The organism is Catellatospora paridis, assembly GCF_009720365.1.
Lineage (GTDB): Bacteria > Actinomycetota > Actinomycetes > Mycobacteriales > Micromonosporaceae > Catellatospora > Catellatospora paridis.
Map to the genome: position 1 here is coordinate 277126 of NZ_ML769312.1, position 13951 is coordinate 291076.

11 protein-coding genes are annotated in these 13951 nt (G+C 69.5%); 6 read left to right on the top strand and 5 right to left on the bottom strand.

Annotation, left to right across the window (positions count from 1 at the left end):
- Positions 1–25 precede the first annotated feature (25 nt).
- The 5 genes from F9C41_RS01130 (at position 26) to F9C41_RS01150 (ending at position 5862) form a co-directional block, all read left to right on the top strand.
- Entirely contained in the window at positions 26–2107 is a 2082-nt protein-coding gene (locus F9C41_RS01130) for a putative bifunctional diguanylate cyclase/phosphodiesterase (RefSeq protein WP_155384693.1), read from the top strand.
- Between the two features lie 93 nt (positions 2108–2200).
- Positions 2201–4132, top strand: a complete 1932-nt coding sequence (locus F9C41_RS01135; RefSeq protein WP_155384694.1) for a GGDEF domain-containing protein — start codon at positions 2201–2203, stop codon at positions 4130–4132.
- A 14-nt stretch (positions 4133–4146) separates the two neighbouring features.
- Positions 4147–4854: an SDR family NAD(P)-dependent oxidoreductase gene (locus F9C41_RS01140; RefSeq protein WP_155384695.1), complete on the top strand. Its 708-nt coding sequence runs from the start codon at positions 4147–4149 to the stop codon at positions 4852–4854.
- A 58-nt stretch (positions 4855–4912) separates the two neighbouring features.
- On the top strand, positions 4913–5278 hold the full coding sequence (locus F9C41_RS01145; protein WP_155384696.1) for a nuclear transport factor 2 family protein: 366 nt from the start codon (positions 4913–4915) through the stop codon (positions 5276–5278).
- A gap of 32 nt (positions 5279–5310) precedes the next feature.
- The gene (locus F9C41_RS01150) at positions 5311–5862 is read left to right on the top strand and encodes a helix-turn-helix domain-containing protein (protein WP_155384697.1); all 552 of its coding nucleotides are present in this window, start codon (positions 5311–5313) and stop codon (positions 5860–5862) included.
- Here the strand turns inward: F9C41_RS01150 and F9C41_RS01155 are convergent.
- The 5 genes from F9C41_RS01155 to F9C41_RS01175 all read right to left on the bottom strand — a co-directional run bounded on the left by F9C41_RS01155 (position 5778) and on the right by F9C41_RS01175 (position 12834).
- Entirely contained in the window at positions 5778–6239 is a 462-nt protein-coding gene (locus tag F9C41_RS01155; RefSeq protein WP_155384698.1) for a VOC family protein, read from the bottom strand. The genes F9C41_RS01150 and F9C41_RS01155 overlap by 85 nt on opposite strands.
- 116 nt (positions 6240–6355) lie before the next feature.
- Positions 6356–7798: a sugar porter family MFS transporter gene (locus F9C41_RS01160; RefSeq protein WP_155384699.1), complete on the bottom strand. Its 1443-nt coding sequence runs from the start codon at positions 7796–7798 to the stop codon at positions 6356–6358.
- A 35-nt stretch (positions 7799–7833) separates the two neighbouring features.
- Positions 7834–9429 (bottom strand): GMC oxidoreductase, encoded by a 1596-nt coding sequence (locus F9C41_RS01165; protein WP_155384700.1) that lies wholly within the window; start codon positions 9427–9429, stop codon positions 7834–7836.
- Positions 9430–9431: 2 nt separating this feature from the next.
- Positions 9432–11324, bottom strand: a complete 1893-nt coding sequence (locus F9C41_RS01170) for a glycoside hydrolase family 15 protein (protein ID WP_155384701.1) — start codon at positions 11322–11324, stop codon at positions 9432–9434.
- Between the two features lie 43 nt (positions 11325–11367).
- Positions 11368–12834, bottom strand: a complete 1467-nt coding sequence (locus tag F9C41_RS01175; protein WP_155384702.1) for an MFS transporter — start codon at positions 12832–12834, stop codon at positions 11368–11370.
- A 161-nt stretch (positions 12835–12995) separates the two neighbouring features.
- On the opposite strand from F9C41_RS01175, the gene F9C41_RS01180 reads away from it, so the two are divergent.
- Positions 12996–13946, top strand: a complete 951-nt coding sequence (locus F9C41_RS01180) for a DUF389 domain-containing protein (RefSeq protein ID WP_230689188.1) — start codon at positions 12996–12998, stop codon at positions 13944–13946.
- Positions 13947–13951 lie beyond the last annotated feature (5 nt).

The following is a 13951-nucleotide window of genomic DNA, read 5'->3' on the forward strand; positions in this document are numbered from 1 at the left end:
TGCGGCGGCGAGGATGACCGCCGACATGCGTGACGTGGACCCACCGCCGCCCGAACGGGCTGAGGTCGACGCGACGCTGCGCGATGCCGCAGCCGAACTCGCGGTGGCCGCGGGCGCCGAGGACGTCATGGCGGCCCTGGACCGCGCCGTCACCCGGCTCACCGCACCCGGCTCGTCGCACGAACTGCGCATCCGCCTGCTGGAGGACTCCGCCGGCGGTCCGGGCGGGGACTTACCCGGCGTGCTCCTGCCGATCGAGGTGAGTACGCCCGGGGTGGGGAGGGTGGGCATACTCCTGGTGGACCGGGACACCGCGGCCATTGCCCACCTGCGGCCGGTGCTCGAGGTCATGTCGGCGCAGGCCGCGCTCGCGATGGAGCGGATTCGGCTGGCCGCCGAGGTGAGCCGCTATCGCAGCTTCCGCGAGATCGAAGCACTGATGGAGCAGACCCACGACGTGGTATTGATCGTCGATGGGGACGACTGCATCCGGTATGCGAGCCCGTCGGCCCGCAACGTCTTCGGCACGTCCGCACTCCGTCACGTCAAACTGCTGGACTTCATCGACGCCGCGCAACGGCCGGCGGCCGAATTCCTCCTTCGTCATGTACGCGCCGGCGCCGCCGGTGCGGGGGAGAGCCGCGCGGACTGGACGGTCCGGGCGCTGGACGGCCGGGCACCGGTGGTCGAGGTCAGCTGCCGTGAGCTGCGGCCGGGGGACGCGGCCCGCGACGTGGCGCTGACCATGCACGACGTGACCGCGCAGCGGCGCTTGGAACACGATCTGACCGAGCGCATGTTCCACGATTCGCTGACCGGCCTGCCCAACCGTGTGCTGTTCGCCGAGCGCACCGAACACGCCGTCGCCGCGAACACCGGGCTCACCGCCGTCCTTCTCGTCGATCTCGACGACTTCGGGTCCGTCAACGACAGTTTCGGCCACGCCGTCGGCGACGAGGTCCTCCACCAGGTGAGCCGGCGGCTCCGCGACGTCGTCGGCGACCGCGAGGTCGCCGCCAGGTTCGGCGGCGACGAATTCGCCGCACTCATCCAGGACGCCATCACCGCCGCCGACGTCGAGCGCACCGTGGTGCGTCTGTGCGGCTCGCTTGCCGCACCCGTGCACACCAGTGGCGGGACGGTGGTCGTCTACGGCGCGAGCATCGGGGTCGCCACCACCGCGCACGCCGGCAGCGCGCACGAACTGCTCCGCAACGCCAACCTGGCGCTGCGGGCGGCGAAGTCCGCCGGCGCCGGTCAGTGGCACCGGTATGAGCCGTCGATGACCGACCAGGCTCGGCACTCGGAGCTGCGTGCGGACCTGGGCCGGGCGGCCGAGGAGGGTGCCCTGTTCCTGGAGTACCAGCCGATCGTGGCCCTCGGCACCGGCCGCACCGTCGGGTTCGAGGCCCTGCTGCGCTGGCAGCACCCGACCTACGGCCGGCTCCCGCCGGCCGAATTCATCGAGCTCGCCGAGGAGTCGGGGCTGATCGTGCCGATCGGCGAGTGGGTGCTCGCGACGGCGATGCGGACGGCCTGCCGCTGGCCCGCCGCGGCGCAGGTCCGTGCCCCGTATGTGAGCGTCAACGTATCGGCGCAGCAGCTGCGATCGGACGACTTCGCCGAGACCGTCACGCGCCTGCTCGCCGAGACGGGCCTGCCGGCGCATCGGCTCGTCCTCGAGATAACCGAGAGCATGCTCCTGCGCGACGACGACAAGGTGTGGCTCGCGCTCGAACTGCTGCGGGGCAGGGGCGCCAGGGTCGCCATCGACGACTTCGGCACCGGTTACTCCGCCCTGGGCTACCTGCGGCAGATACCGCTCGACATCGTCAAGCTGGACCGACTGTTCGTCCGGGGACTGACCACCTCCCGAAGGCAGCGTGATCTGGTGGAGGGGATCGTCACGCTGACCCGCGCGTTGAGCCTCGACATCGTGGCGGAGGGCATCGAGACCGAGCACCAGCGGCGGGCGTCCGCCGCCACGGGCTGCACCTACGGCCAGGGCTACCTCTTCGCCACCCCCATGCCCGAAGCGGACACGCTCACGTGGCTCGCCGGCGGGCAGGCCCGGCCGGATCGAGCCGGTGCCGCGCACCAGCCTTAGCGGCGTCCTATTATCGACGTTTAGTAACATTTGCCCAGAGAAGTTACCTAGGGCATCCTGGGGACGAAGGCTGCGTGTTCGGAGGCGGTCGGCATGTCCACAGACGCAAGCTCCGGCACAGCCGCCGGCGGGAACGCACTCCCGCGCACGCCCGCCCACACGCGGCTGTGGATGGCATACGCAGCCGTGTCGCTGGCCTTCATCGCGGCTTATCTGGCCACAGCCAGCAACGGCTTGGCCCAGGCGATCATATTCACCGGCTCGAACCTGGCCGCGGTCGTGGCGATCCTGGTCGGTATCCGGATGAACCGGCCCACCTGCCCGAGCGCGTGGTATCTGCTCGCCGCCGGGCAGGCGGCGTACCTGGTGGGCAACGTGCTCTGGTACGTCACCGCGGCGGCGCAAGGCAGACCGACCATGTTCCCATCGCCGGCCGTGGAGGTCTTCCTGGCTTCCTATCTGCTCAACGCGCTCGCCCTGCTGCGGCTCGTCCGAGCCAGGCGTGCCGGCAGGGACTGGTCGGCATTGCTCGACGCCCTCATCGTCACCGTCGCCATCACCAGCGCCTATTTCGTACTCATCGTCGCGCCCCTGCTCACCACGACGCGGCTGTCCCCGTATGCCCAGTTTCTCGCGGGGGTTTATCCGTTCCTGGACATGATCTTCTTCCTGCTGGCGACCAGGTTGTTCTTCGGCGCCGGGAACTCATGGCGCGCGCTTGCGCCGCTCGCCGCGTGGGCCGCCGCGCTGTTCCTGGCCGACGTCGTCTACGGCCTTCAGCAGGTCCAGGGCATCGGACGGGACGGCGACCTGCCGTTCTTCGGCTACCTGGCGTCATTCCTCTTCGTGGGCGTGGCCGCGCTCCATCCGGCGATGCGGGACGTCGCCACGTGTCGCGAGCAGCCCGAGGTTGCGGGCCGCGTACGGCTGATCGCGCTCGGCCTCTGCGGTCTGGCGGTGCCGGCGCTGGTGGTGGACTCGGTGCGCGACGGGCGGCGCATCGAGCCGATCGTGCTCTCGGTCGCCTCGGCGATCATGTTCCTCCTCGTCATGCTGCGGGTGGGCGACCTGCTGACGAAGATCCTCGCCGCGGGCCGTCGCGAACACGAGCGGCTCCAGCAGTTCCTCGAGGCGATACCCGTCGGGGTCGACGTCCGCGACGCGGGCACCGGCCACCCCGTATATGTCAACCAGGTGGCCGGACGCATCCTCGGCTACGACCCGGGGCGGGTCGACGTGCCGGGGGAACTGCCCCACCTCTACCACGGCGGCACCGACCAGCCCTTCCCTGCCGAGCGGCTGCCGGGGACGCTGGCACGGCAGGGCCACGTCGTGACCGCGGACGACATCGAGGTCGAGCGGGATGCGCAGCGTCGGCAGCTGCAGGTGGTGGCGACGCCGATTCGCGACGGCGACCAGGTCCGCTACGTGCTGACCGCCTTCGCCGACATCACCTCGGAGCGCGAGATGGCCGAGGAACTCCGCCAGCTCTCGGTGATCGACGAGCTGACCGGAGTCAACAACCGGCGGGGATTCCTGCTCGCCGCGCGCAACGAGCTGGCGCTGGCAGAGCGGGCGAGTCGCCCTGGCGTGCTGCTCTTCATCGATCTCGACGGACTCAAGAAGATCAACGACAGCTACGGCCACGGCGCCGGCGACCACGCCCTGGAGAGCACCTCCCGGCTGCTGCGGGCCAACATCCGCCGCCGCGACGTGCTGGGCCGCATCGGCGGTGACGAGTTCTGCGTGCTGCTGACCGAGGCGAGCAGGCTCTCCGACGTCGACCTGTGGGCAGGCCGGCTGCGGGAGCACGTCGCCCGGCACAACGACACGAGCCGCCAGCCGTACCGGCTCGCCCTCACCGTGGGGGCGACGATCTTCGACCACGACACCCCGCACACGGTCGAGGAGCTGATCGCTCGCGCCGACGCGGCCATGTACCAGGCCCGGGAGCAGGATGACGGCCAGGCCCCCGAGGGGTCCGTCCGGATGCTGGGGCCGACCCCGGGCACCAGATCTCCGTGAAGGAAGAGGCATCCATGAGTGCGCACAAGGTCGCCGTCATCACCGGCGCGTCCCAGGGCATCGGCGCGGCTCTCGTGCCCGCGTACCGCAAGCTCGGCTACGCGGTCGTCGCGAACTCCCGCTCCATCGCGCCGTCGGAAGACCCCGCGATCCTGACCGTCGCGGGCGACATCGCCGACCCGGCGGTCGGCGCCCGCGTGATCGAGCAGGGCCTGGCGGCGTTCGGCCGCATCGACACACTGGTCAACAACGCCGGCGTCTTCGTGGCCAAGCCGTTCACCGAGTACACCGCCGAGGACTACGAGTTCGTCACGGGGGTGAACCTGCGCGGGTTCTTCGACGTGACGCAGCGGGCCGTCGCAGCCATGCTCACCCAGGGCGGCGGGCACGTCGTCAACCTCTCGACCAGCCTGGTCGACCACGCCAGCTCCCAGGTGCCGTCTGCGCTGGCGTCGCTTACCAAGGGCGGCCTCAACGCCGTCACCAAGTCCCTGGCGATCGAGTACGCCGCCCGCGGCATCAGGGTCAACGCCGTCGCACTCGGCGTCATCCGTACGCCGATGCATCCCGCCGAGACCTACGAGGCTCTCGCCGGTATGCACCCGATGGGCCGCCTGGGCGAGATCAGCGACGTCGTGGAGGCCATCGTCTACCTGGAGAACGCCCCGTTCGTCACCGGTGAGATCCTGCACGTCGACGGCGGTCAGAGCGCCGGCCACTGACCATGACGTGTCGACCGGGCCGCGGCCGTTCACGACCAGCCAGGAGGGGAGACCGTTCATGACCGGCACCGAAGACGAGATTCTCCGAACCGTCCTCGACCAGTGGAAGTCGGCCGTCGACGCGCACGACCCGAGGCGCGTCGCGTCGTGCTTCACCGATGACGCAATCTTCCAGGGCCTGCACCCGTACAGCATCGGCCCGCAGGGCGTGGCCGCCTACTACGACTCGCAACCGATCGGCCTGACCGCCGACTACGACATCCTGCAGACCCGGCGTCTGGCCGAAGACGTGATCCTCGGCTACCTCGGCGTCGATTTCGGCTTCACCGACCGTCCGACGCTGGCGGTGAATCTCGGCGTGATCCTGCGCCGGGTCGGCGATTCCTGGCTCATCGGCCACTATCAGGTCTCCCGGCTCGGCTGACCGGACCCGGCCCCAGGTCACCACGGTCGGAGATGTCCTGGAAGGGCGTGTTTCACGCCGGCATCGCCCCGCTTCCGGGCTCGCGCCGAGTACCCGGCCTCAGGCGCGAGGAAGTGGCACAGCTGGCCGGGGTCAGCGTCGACTACTACGTCCGGCTGGAGCGCGGGCGCAGCGCGAACGTCTCCGCCTCCGTGCTGGCGGCGGTGGCTCGGGCCCTGCAACTCGACGACACCGAGCGCCGCCACCTCTTCGCGCTCGCCGGACCCGAACGGCCGCGGCCACGTGCGGCGGTGGAGCAGCAGGCGCGACCCGGGCTGCAGCGAGTCCTGGAGAGCATCACCGAGATACCGGCCGAGCTGCTGGGGCATCGCCTGGACGTGCCGGCGATCAATCACCTGGGACATGTGCTTTTCGCGGACTTCGACACCCTGCACCGGATCACCGTCCGAAGACGCGCTGCGCCTGCTCGCCAGCTGGACCGCCGACAACGCATGACCGCTCACCGGCCGGGAGCGCGGTTCACGATCTCCTGCACCAGCCAGGTGTTGCCGTCAGGATCCTCGAAGGTCAGGAAGCTGGAGTAGTCGGCACGGGCCGGCTCCGGGCCGGGCTCCTCGCCCTGAGCGCCGAGATGGAACGGCTCGCTCACGTTCACCCCGCGGCCGACGAGATCTGCCCGGGTGGCCTCGATGTCGTTGGTGACCAGGTGCATCCAGCGATAGGAGCCGGGGGTCGCCTCGGTGATTCCCTCGCCGATGTGGATCGAGCACGCGGAACCCGGCGGCGTCAGCTGCACGATGCGGTACCTGGCGGCTCCGGGATTGCGGTGGCCGATGGCCTCGCCGTAACTGGCCGCCGCATGGTCGATGTCCATCCGCCAGCCCAGCGTGTCGGCGTAGAACGCCTTGGCGCGGTCGACGTCGGAGACGGGAATGACGACGGCTTCGAACTTCAGATCCATCTCGCAGAACCTTCCGGCACGAACGGGCAGTTACGTTTAGTAGTCGTGATGTTACTCGCGGAGTCGGTCGGGCGGAGTCGGGCAGCCGGACCCGGCGACGCCAGGCCATTGCGCGGCTACGACGACGTGGCCGGGTGCTTGGCCGCCGCCTTGGTCATCCACATCTGCTGGATCTGTTCGAGGGTGCGGCCCTTGGTCTCGGGTTGCAGCTTCCAGACGAAGACGTAGGTGACCACGCACATGACGGCGAACAGGAAGAAGACGCCTGACTCTCCGATCCAGTCGACCAGGGTCAGGAAGAAGCGGGTGACGAGCCAGGCGGCGCCCCAGTTCGCGGCGGTGGCGATGGCGACGCCGCGGCCGCGGACGAAGCCCGGGTAGATCTCGTTGATGACCGTCCACACCACCGGCCCCAGCGAGAACGCGAAACTGGCGATGAAGACCACCATCGCCACCAGCATGACGACTCCGGCGTCGCTGGGAGTGTTGGCGGTTGCGCCGGTGGTGGCCGTGGCGATCTTGCCGAGGTAGCGGAAGGACAGGCTCATCACGAGCAGGGACAGTCCCATGCCGATGAGGCCGGCGAACATCAGCGGCCGGCGGCCCAGCCGGTCGACGTAGGCGACGGCGATGAGGGTGGCCAGGACGTTGACCACGCCGATGGACCAGGTGGTGGCGGCGGTCTGCTGTTGCGGTGTGCTGAACCCGGCCGCCGCGAAGATCTTGTCGGAGTAGTAGATCACCGCGTTGATCCCGGTGAACTGCTGGAAGATAGCCAGGCCGACACCGAGTACGAGCGGGGCCCGCCACTTCGCGGAGAAGACCTCGCCCCAGGACGCCTGCCCCGTGCCCAGGCTGGCCTTGATGTCGCGCAGGTTCGCCTCGACGTCCTCCTCGGGACGCACCTTGCGGATCGCGTCGACTGCCTTGTCCCGCTGCCCGGTCTTCATGTACCAGACCATGGAGTCCGGCAGCGGGAACATGGCCAGAATCAGCAGGACGCCGGGTATGACCGACAGGCCCAGCATGAGCCGCCATTGGCTGCCGGACGACAGCAGCTCGTCGACGATGTCGGCGATCAGGATGCCGAAGGTGATCGCCAGCTGGTACATGGACACGAACCGGCCGCGCAGCCGGGTGGGCGCCATCTCGGCGGCGTAGAGCGGAGCGGCCAGCGACGCGACGCCGACGCCGAACCCGACGACGAGGCGTCCCACGATCATGACGTCGGTGCCCGGTGCCAGGGCTTCGATGAGCGCGCCGATGGTGAACAGGACGGCGGCCCAGATGACCGCCACCCGGCGGCCGAGCTTCTCCGCCATGACACCGGCGGCCAGGGCGCCGAACAGCGCCCCGAGCGTCACCCAGCTCGTGATGATCTCGATGACGAACGTGCTCGGGTGGAACGTGTCCTCGATGCCGTTGAGCGCGCCGCCGATGACACCCTGGTCGTAGCCGAACAGCAGACCGGCGAGCATGACCACGGCGCCGACGAAGACCAGCCATTTCGTGATCCGGTGCTTGGGCTCCGCCACGTCGCCGGCGCCGAGGGTAACCATGTCCAGCCCTTCGTCGAGGCCGATGGATCAGCAGGTCACCGTGTGCTGCCCGGTCCGGCCGCGGTGGTGGCGGCGGTGGTGGCGCCGAGGCGGCGCAGCAGGTGATCCCCGACGCGTAGGGCATTGGCCATGGCGGTGAGTGCCGGGTTGACCGCGCCGATGCTCGGGAAGAAGCTGGTGTCGACGACGTAGAGGTTGTCGAGTTCGTGGGCTTTGCAGTCGGTGTCGAGCACCGAGCTGGCCCGGTCGGTGCCGAAGCGGCAGGTGCCGGCCTGGTGTGCGACCCCGGCCACCGGGATCTCGCTCTTCATGTACGCAAAGCGGTGCAGCAGATGGCCCGAATGCATGCCCAGGTGTCCGAGCATCGACTTGAGCTGGTGATACAGCCGATCGGCGGCGGTCGGATTGCTCTGCCGGTAGCTCAGCCTGACGTTGCCGTCCTCGGTGAGGGTGACCCGGTTCTCGGGCATCGGCAGGTCCTCGGTGGACAGCCAGAAGTCGACGGCGTGACGGGCGACGTCGGCCAGCGCCCACGTCGGGGCGAGCATGGTCGCGATCGGTTTCTCGCCGCGGAACATGTCCGCCTGCGACTTGCCGATCATCTGGATGTTGCCCATCGGGTAGTCGAAGTCCGGGCCGCGGAAGTAGAAGTCGTTGACGCCGAGCGTCTTCTGGAACACGGTCGGGTTCGGTTCCTTCGACAGCGCGAGCACGGCCTGGCTGGCGTGGAACATGTAGTTGCGGCCCACCTGGTCGGAGCCGTTGGCCAGCCCGTTGGGGTGCCGCTCGTTGGCCGAGCGCAGCAGCAGCTTCGCCGAGTTCGCGGCACCGGCCGACACGACGACGATGTCGGCGGCGTAGCGCTCCTCGTGGCCCTCGTGCTCGACCACCACGGTGGTGACGGCGGTGCCCTGCGGGTTCGTCTCCAGCCGAATCACGTGCGCGTTGGTCAGCAGCGTGACGTTGTTGTGCTCCAGCGCCGGGCGGACGCCGAACACCTCGGCGTCGGACTTGGCGTGCAGCGGGCACGGGAAGCCGTCGCAGGACGGGCAGCGTACGCAGACGCTGTAGGGCATGTTCGTCTCGGTGAGCCGGATCCCGCACGGTGCGTGGAACGGGTGGTAGCCGGCCTTGGCCAGGTCGTCGGACAGCTGCTGGATGCGCGGCTCGTGCGACACGGCCGGGAACGGGTAGTCGGCGCTGGCGGGCGGCTCGGTCGGGTCCTCGCCGCGGGCGCCGTGCACCTGGTACAGCTGCTCGGCCAGGGTGTAGTAAGGCTCCATCTGCTCATAGGCGATGGGCCACGCCGGTGAGATGCCGTCGTGGTGGCGCAGCTCGCCGAAGTCCTCGCGGCGCAGCCGGTACAGCGCCGCGCCGTAGAGCTTGGTCGCGCCGCCGACGAAGTAGTGGACCTGCGGCTGGAACGGCTTGCCGCCGGAGTCGTACCAGGTGTCGGGCGAGATGTAGCGGTTGTCGATGAACACGTCGGCGGCGGACCAGTTGGCCGGCTCGCGGGGCAGCCAGCTGCCGCGCTCCAGCAGCAGGATGCGCTTGCCCGACGGCGCCAGGTGCCGCGCGAGCGTGCCCCCGCCGGCGCCCGTGCCGATGATGATGACGTCGTAGCTTTCCATCGCTATAGCTCCTCAAGGAGTTCGGCCAGGATGATGCGCCCGGCGGCCTCGATGAGCGCCAGGTGTGAGAATGCCTGCGGGAAGTTGCCCAGGTGCCGGCCGGCTTCGGCGTCGAACTCCTCGGCGTACAGGCCCAGCGGCGAGGCGATGGTTAGCAGCCGCTCCATCATGTCGCGGGCGCGATCCAGCTGCCCGACCGCGGCCATCGCCGACACCAGCCAGAACGAGCAGATCAGGAAGGTGCCCTCCTTGCCGCTCATGCCGTCGTCGGTCTGCTCGGTGCGGTATCGCAGCACGTAACCGTGCTCGGTCAGGTCGTCGGCGATCGCGTCGACGGTGTTGCGCATCCGCTCGTCGTCCGGCGGCAGGAAGCCGAACAGCACCGCCAGCAGCGTCGAGGCGTCGAGGGAGTCCGTGCCGTAGTGCTGGCGCAGCACGCCCTGCTCGGTGACGCCGTTGGCGAGGATGTCGGCGCGAATCTGCTCGGCCGTGTCGCGCCAGGCCGCCGCCCGCGTGCTGTCGCCTCTGATGCCGGCCAGGGTCGCGGCCCGGTCCAGGGCCACCCAGCACATCAGCTTCGACGACACATAGTGCTGCGGCTCGCCGCGGGCCTCCCAGATGCCCTGGTCGGGTTGCTGCCAGACGTTCGTCGCGCATTCGGCCTGGGAGACCACGATGGGCCACAGCCGCCGGGGCAGCCGCCTGCTGTGCCGGGTGTGCAGCAGGATCGAGGCGAGCACGGCGCCGTAGACGTCGTTCTGCCGCTGGTCGAACGCGGCGTTGCCGATGCGCACCGGGTGCGCGCCCTCGTAGCCGGACAGCTCGTCGCGGGTCGATTCGGGCAGGTCGCGGCGGCCGTCGATGCCGTACATGATCTGTAGTGAACCGTCCTCGGTCGCCTCCACGTCGGCGATGAACTGCATGAACTCCTCCGCCTCCCAGTCGAGGTTGAGCCAATGCAGCGCCTTGAGCGTGAAGGTGGTGTCGCGCATCCACGTGAACCGGTAGTCCCAGTTGCGTTCGCCGCCGGGCGTCTCGGGCAGCGACGTGGTCAGGGCGGCGACGGTGGCCCCGGTGGGCATGTAGGTCAGGCCCTTGATGACCAGGGCCGAGCGCTGCAGCGGGTCGCGCCAGCGGTGGTCGGGGATGCGCGCCCCGGCCAGCCAGGTGCGCCAGTACTCGGTGGTGGCCTCGATCATGGCGTGCGCCTGGTCGCTGTCCGGCGGTGTCGTGGACGGGTCCGCCCAGGACAGCACGCAGTACGCCCGCTCGCCCGGGTGCAGCACGTGCCTGCCCCGGATGCGGGTGCCCTCGATGCCCAGCGGCAGATCGGAACGCAGCCGCAGGTCGGGCTGGCCGTTGACGGTCGCGGCGATGCACGGGTCGTCGGCCGCCAGGGCCCACGCGGCGGGTGTGCGCCCGTAGTCGAAGACGGGTTCGCAGACCAGTTCCAGCTCGACCTGACCCTTAAGACACACGGCGGTGCGTACGAGCAGGTGGGCCGCGTCGTTGTCGGCCGGCGGCCGGGTGTGCGGGGTGACCACGCACGCGCCCTCCCGTGGGCCGATGACCAGCGCGTCGGTGACCAGCAGCCAGCCCGCCGGGGTGCGCCACGTGGTCTCCAGCACGTTGGTGCCGGGCCGGTACACCCGCGCGGTCGGATGCGCGATGGAGTACGGGCCGAACCGGAACATGCCGGCTTCGCGGTCCAGCAGGCTGCCGAAGACGCTGGGGGAGTCGAAGGCGGGCACGCACAGCCAGTCGACCGAGCCGTCGGGGGCGATCAGCGCCCCGGTGTGGCAGTCCGACAGGAACGCGTACTGCGCGATCGGCGGGAACGGGGACGGCACCGTGGCGGTCGCCTCGGCGGTGACCCTTGCATCGATTGCTGTCATGATCTCACCTGTCGTTGTCGCCGTGTGCCGCCGGGCATCGCGGTCACCTCTGTCCGACCTCGACGGCGGACAGCGGCCGGGCGATCGTCTCCAGCGACTTGCCTTCGGCGTTCACCCCGAACGCCACCTCGACCAGGCCGCCCACGAACATGATCGCCGCCCCGATGAGGTAGCCGATCGCGAGCGCGGTGCGGTTGGTGCCGTCGCCGATCAGGGCGCCGTAGAACAGCGGGCCGATCGCGCCGGCGACCTGGGCGATCGCGAAGAACACCGCGATGGCCTCAGCCCGGATCTCGATCGGGAAGATCTCGCTGGCGGTCAGGTAGGCCGCGCTGGCGCCCGCCGACGCCAGGAAGAAGATCGCCATCCACATCAGCGTCTGCGTCTCGGCGTTGAGGCTGCCCGCGTCGAACAGCCAGGCGCTGATCGCCAGCAGCACCGACGAAAGCAGGTAGGTCCCAGCGATCATGATCTTGCGACCCCACTTGTCGAACAGATGCCCCAGCAGCAGCGGCCCGGCGAGGTTGCCGACCGCGAACGCCAGCCCGTAGATGGGCACCCGGGTCGCGCTGACCCCGTAGAACTGGGTCAGCACGATCGCGTAGGTGAAGAAGATCGCGTTGTACAGGAACGACTGCGTGATCATCAGGGAGGCGGCGAGGATCGCGCGCTTGGTGTACTGGCGGAAGACCAGCCGCAGGAAGACCAGGTAACCGTACTGGCGTTCCGGCTTGAGCGTGATCGTGTCGGTCTCGTCGACGGGGGACAGCAGCTGCCCGCTGCCGGTGACCTCCTGCTCGATGCTCTTGATGGCCTCCTCGGCCTGCGCCGCGTAGCCGTGGGTGACCAGCCAGCGGGGACTCTCCGGCAGGTTGCGGCGCACCAGGATCACCACGACGGCGAGCAGTGGGCCGACCAGGAAGGCCAGCCGCCAGCCGACCGTCGGGCTCATCGCGTTGAGGAAGATCAGGGCGACGAAGGTGCCGAGGATGGAGCCGGCCCAGTAGGTGCCGTTGATCCAGACGTCGACGCGGCCGCGGTAGCGCGAGGGCATCATCTCGTCGATCGCCGAGTTGATCGCCGAGTACTCGCCGCCGATGCCCATGCCGGCCACGAACCGGGTGGCGTAGAAGAAGACGAGCCAGCCGGGGCTGTTGCCGAAGGTGAATGCGCTCAGCCCGCTGCCGACCAGGAACACCGCGAGCGTCACCACGAACAGCTTCTTGCGGCCCAGCCGGTCGGACATCTTGCCGAAGTACAGCGCCCCGACGATCTGGCCGACCAGGTACACGGTGGCGATGAGGCCGACCTGCGTGGACGACAGGTCCAGGGTGTCGGGCTGCTGCAGGATCGCCGACACCGAGCTGGCCACGGTGATGTTGAGCCCGTCCAGGATCCACGCGGCGCCCAGCCCGACGATCATGCGGGTGTGGAAGGGCGACCAGCGCAGCCGGTCCAGGCGCGCCGGGATCGCGGTGCGGACCGGCTCTGTCGTCACCTCCGCAGTCATCGCGGCGGCCTTGCGGCATTCGCCAGCATGGCGACAGTTTATGACTGTAGGAATATTTCGGGTGTGTATGTCAGAGAATCTGGATAGCAGCCCGCGACAGTTCGACAGGTGCGCGGACAACGGTTGATCGAGGCCGACAGTGAGCGAGGTCCGGCGTGGGCGTGATCCACCTTCGCGTCGCGAGCCCGCCCGAGCGGACCGACCAGGTCCTGGCGCTGCTCGCCGCCGACGGGTACGTGGTGGACGTCGTCGTGCACCGGGGTGCGCTGCACCCGGCCGGCGACGCGATCGAGTGCGATGTGCTGGCCGGCGCCGCCAACGACGTGCTGGCGAGGCTGCGCGAGCTGCAGGTTCACCAGTACGGCTCACTGATGGCCGATCCGGTGGATCTGGTGATGTCGGACCGGGTCGACGCCGCTGTGACGGGGCTTCGAGGGCCGATGGCGCGCGCACCGGTCTGGGCTGAGGTGGAGGCGCGCATCGACGCCGATGCCACCTACACTCCCAGCTTCTATCTGTACCTGGTGATCGCCGGCGTCATCGGCGCGATCGGCCTGCTGACCAACTCGCAGATCCTCATCGTGGCGGCGATGATCCTGTGCCCCGATTACGGGGCGATCATCGGCGTGGCGCTGGGCGTCGACCGGCGGGACTGGCACCCGGTCCGGCGGGGCCTGGCGGCGCTCACCGTGGGCTTCGGGCTGGCCGTCGTCGCCGCGTACGCCTTCACGATGCTGGTGCGCGGCCTCGGCCTGGTGCCCACCGCGTTCACCCTGGGACTGCGGCCGGTGACGCACCTGATCGACACCCCGAACTTCTACTCCGTGGTGGTCGCGGTGCTGGCCGGTATCGCGGGCGTGGTCGCGCTGACCCACACCCGCACCAGCACCCTGCTGGGGGTCTTCGTCTCGGTGACCACCATCCCCGCCGCCGCCGACATCGGCGTCGCCCTCGCCGCGGCGAGCCCTGCCGAGGCGCGTGGCTCGCTGCTGCAACTGCTGCTCAACATCACACTGCTGATCATTGTGGGCTTCGCGACCCTGCGCGCGCAGCGCGCGCTCTGGGGCCGGATCAGTCGGCGCACGCTGACCCGCGGGCGCAGGTACGGCTGACGGGA

Bases quoted from the DNA above. Each gene is read 5' to 3' on its own strand.
- F9C41_RS01165 (WP_155384700.1), bottom strand. From the start codon at position 9,429: ATGGAAAGCTACGACGTCATCATCATCGGCACGGGCGCCGGCGGGGGC.
- F9C41_RS01175 (WP_155384702.1), bottom strand. From the start codon at position 12,834: ATGACTGCGGAGGTGACGACAGAGCCGGTCCGCACCGCGATCCCGGCG.
- F9C41_RS01150 (WP_155384697.1), top strand. From the start codon at position 5,311: ATGTCCTGGAAGGGCGTGTTTCACGCCGGCATCGCCCCGCTTCCGGGC.
- F9C41_RS01170 (WP_155384701.1), bottom strand. From the start codon at position 11,324: ATGACAGCAATCGATGCAAGGGTCACCGCCGAGGCGACCGCCACGGTG.
- F9C41_RS01130 (WP_155384693.1), top strand. From the start codon at position 26: ATGCGTGACGTGGACCCACCGCCGCCCGAACGGGCTGAGGTCGACGCG.
- F9C41_RS01160 (WP_155384699.1), bottom strand. From the start codon at position 7,798: ATGGTTACCCTCGGCGCCGGCGACGTGGCGGAGCCCAAGCACCGGATC.
- F9C41_RS01140 (WP_155384695.1), top strand. From the start codon at position 4,147: ATGAGTGCGCACAAGGTCGCCGTCATCACCGGCGCGTCCCAGGGCATC.
- F9C41_RS01135 (WP_155384694.1), top strand. From the start codon at position 2,201: ATGTCCACAGACGCAAGCTCCGGCACAGCCGCCGGCGGGAACGCACTC.
- F9C41_RS01155 (WP_155384698.1), bottom strand. From the start codon at position 6,239: ATGGATCTGAAGTTCGAAGCCGTCGTCATTCCCGTCTCCGACGTCGAC.
- F9C41_RS01145 (WP_155384696.1), top strand. From the start codon at position 4,913: ATGACCGGCACCGAAGACGAGATTCTCCGAACCGTCCTCGACCAGTGG.